Consider the following 3377-nt stretch of genomic DNA (forward strand, 5'->3'; position numbering starts at 1 on the left):
TGCGCGTCGGGGCGGGCCTCGGGCGGGGCGAGCGGCGGGCCGTCGACGGGCACGCCGTCGGCGTAGTCCCACCACCAGTCCTCACCGGGCTCGAACGAGCGCATGTAGCGGTGGCCCGTCTCGCGCCAGTGCGCGGTCGCGTGCTGGGCGGGGGACGTGTCGCAGCAGCCGACGTGGCCGCAGTGCGCGCAGCGGCGCAGGTGCACCCACCACCCCCCGTCGGCGTCGCACTCCGCGCAGCCGGTGCCGCTCGGCGGGACGGTGGTGTCGACGTCGATGCTCACGAGGCCTCCGGTGGGGTGAGGGGCAGGCGGACGAGGAAGCGGGTGTCGCCGGGCTGCGACGTCACGCGGAGGTCGCCGTGGTGCTTGCCGACGACGATGCGCCACGAGATGTCGAGGCCGAGCCCGGTGCCGGACCCGACGGGCTTGGTCGTGAAGAACGGCTCGAAGACGCGGTCGACGATCTCGGACGGGATGCCGGGTCCGGTGTCCGCGATCTCGACCTCGAGCCAGTCCTCGACGCGACGGGTCGTGATCGTGAGGCGGCGCTGGTCGGGCGGCATCTCGGCGAGGGCCTGGCGGGCGTTGTCGACCAGGTTCGTCCAGACCTGGTTGAGCTCGGCGCCGTGCACGAGGACGGGCGGCAGCGACCGGTCGTAGTGCCGGACGACGTCGACGCCCTTGAGCTTGGCGTCGAGCATCGTCAGGGTGCTGTCGAGCAGGACGTGGACGTCGGCCTCCTGCTGCGCCGCGCGGCCGATCTGCGAGTACTGCTTCGCGGCCTCGACGAGCGTGGAGATGCGGGTCGTCGCGTCCTCGACCTCGTTCATGAGCAGCTCGGTCTCGAGCGTGTAGCCGAGCCAGTGCGCGGCGCCCGCGACGACGTTCTCCGGGATGCCGCCGACGTGGTCCTCGAGCCACTGCGGGTCGATGCCGGCCTCGACGAACGAGTGCGCCATCTCGGCGTTGTCGCCGACGCCGTGGTCGTCGAGCCAGTCCGCGACGTCGTCCTCGCGGTCCGAGGTGTCCAGCGCCGACAGCGGCGGTCGGCCGCGTGCCTCCTCCAGCGCCGCGACGGCCTTCTCCTGCAGCTCGATGATCTGCACGAGCTCGTCGCGGTCGTACGCACCCGACGCGACGAGCGCGAGCTTGCTGCGCATCCGGGCCACCCGCTCGCGCAGCGTCGCGGTCGCGCGGGTCGCGGCCGACGCCGGGTTGTTGAGCTCGTGAGTGAGGCCCGCCGACAGCGACCCGAGCGCGAGGAGGCGTTCGCGCTGGGCGGTCGCCGTCTGCATGCTCTTCTGCCCGAAGAACAGGCCCTCCAGCAGGTGCATCGCCATGGGGAACCACGTGTGCATGACCTCGGAGAAGTCCGCGGCCGGCAGCACGTAGAACCGCGACGGCGTGAGGACGCGCAGCGAGTGCAGGTAGCTGCGGGCCTCCTGCTGCTGGAGGTACGCGTGCCACGCGCCCGCGTAGACGCCGACCTGCGACGTGCGGCTGATCTCGACGTCGTCCGTGCCGACCCGCCGGTACAGCGCGATCGAGCCGTCGAGCAGCACGTAGAACGCGTCGGCGGGCTCACCTTCGCGGAAGACGAAGCCGGGTTCCTGCCGTTCGACGTGCCCGCGCGAGCACAGGAACAGCATCTGCTCGTCGTCCAGCTTGTCGAACAGGAAGAGCGTGCGGAGCTCCGCGATGTCGCAGGGCAGGCGGTCGGGTGTCGTCGTCACAGCTGCTCCAGGTACCGGTGGACGAGCATGACCGCCATCGCTCCCTCGCCCACGGCGGACGCGACGCGCTTGGCCGACTCGGCACGGGCGTCGCCCGCGACGAACACCCCGGGTCGGCTGGTCTCCAGGTGGTAGGGCGGGCGGTCGAGCGGCCAGCCGCTCGGCGGTCGGCCCTCGTCGAGCAGGTCCGGCCCGGCGAGCACGAACCCGCGTGCGTCGCGCGCGACCGTCCCGTCGAGCCAGTCGGTGCGCGGGACGGCACCGATGAACACGAAGAGGTGGCTCGTCGGCACCTCCTCCTTCTCGCCCGTCGTCGAGTCGCGCAGCACGAGCCGCTCGAGGTGGTCGTCGCCGATCGCCTCGACGACCTCGCAGCACGTGCGCACGTGCACCTTGGGGTTCGCCGCGATCTGCTCGATCAGGTAGTGCGACATCGACGCGGACAGGCCCTCGCCGCGCACGACGAGCGTGACCGACCGGGCCGTGCGGGACAGGTGCATCGCCGACTGCCCCGCGGAGTTCGCGCCCCCGACGATGTAGACGTCCTGGTCGGTGCACGCCGGCGCCTCGGTCAGCGCCGACCCGTAGTAGACGCCGCGCCCGGTGAGCGCCGCGAGCCCCGGACCGTCGAGCTCCCGGTACGACACCCCGTTCGCGAGCAGCACCGTGTGCGCCCCGACGACGCTCCCGTCGCCCAGCCGCACGTGCCGCGCGGCGCCGTTGACCTCGAGTGAGACGACGTCCGCCGCGAGCACGATCTCCGCACCGAACCGCAGCGCCTGCCGCCGCGCCCGCTCGGTGAGCTGCGCCCCCGAGACGCCGTCGGGGAAGCCCAGGTAGTTCTCGATGCGTGAGCTCTGCCCCGCCTGGCCGCCCGTCGCGACGCGCTCGATGAGCGCCGTGCGCAGGCCCTCCGACGCGCCGTACAGCGCCGCCGACAGGCCCGCGGGTCCGCCGCCGACCACCACCAGGTCGTAGAAGTCCGTCGCGGGCGACGTCGCCAGCCCCACCCGGGCGGCCAGCGTCGCGTCGTCGGGCGACTGCAGCGGCTCGCCCTCGGGGGTCACGACGAGCGGCACCGCCGACTCGTCCGCCCCCGCCGCCTCCAGCAGCCGGCGGCCCTCGGGCGAGTCCGACGAGAACCACCGGTACGACACCTGGTTGCGCGCCAGGAACTCGCGCACCTCCGACGACCGCGCCGACCAGCGGTGACCGACGACCTTCGCCTGCGGCACGGGAGGCGGTGCGCTCGCGGCCCACGCGTCGAGCTGCGCGTCGATGACCGGGTACAGCTTCTCCTCCGGCGGCGCCCACGGCTTGAGCAGGTAGTGGTCCAGGTCGACGACGTTGACCGCGTCGATCGCCGCCTCGGTGTCCGCGTACGCGGTCAGCAGGACCCGCCTGGCCTGCGGGAACAGGTCCATCGCCTGCTCGAGGAACTCGATGCCCGTCATCCCCGGCATCCGGTGGTCCGCGAGCAGCACCGCGACCTGCTCGCCGCGCAGCTTGAGCTCGCGCAGCGCCTCGAGCGCCGCGTCGCCCGACTCGGCGCGCACGATCCGGTAGCCCGCGCCGTAGCGGCGGCGCAGGTCGCGGGCGACCGCCCGGGAGACGGCCGGGTCGTCGTCGACGGACAGGAGCG

Annotated in this window: 3 protein-coding genes; all 3 read right to left on the bottom strand. The window is 73.2% G+C overall.

Annotation, left to right across the window (positions count from 1 at the left end):
- A partial coding sequence (locus HGA02_RS13620; RefSeq protein WP_168679456.1) for a UBP-type zinc finger domain-containing protein occupies positions 1–284 on the bottom strand: 284 nt, incomplete at its 3' end.
- Positions 281–1735, bottom strand: coding sequence for an ATP-binding protein (locus HGA02_RS13625; protein WP_343035478.1), 1455 nt, complete (start codon positions 1733–1735; stop codon positions 281–283). The genes HGA02_RS13625 and HGA02_RS13620, both read right to left, overlap by 4 nt.
- The coding region (locus HGA02_RS13630) for an FAD-dependent oxidoreductase (protein ID WP_168679457.1) at positions 1732–3377 on the bottom strand (1646 nt) is incomplete at its 5' end. The genes HGA02_RS13625 and HGA02_RS13630, both read right to left, overlap by 4 nt.

The organism is Cellulomonas septica (assembly GCF_012396155.1).
Taxonomy (GTDB): domain Bacteria; phylum Actinomycetota; class Actinomycetes; order Actinomycetales; family Cellulomonadaceae; genus Cellulomonas; species Cellulomonas septica.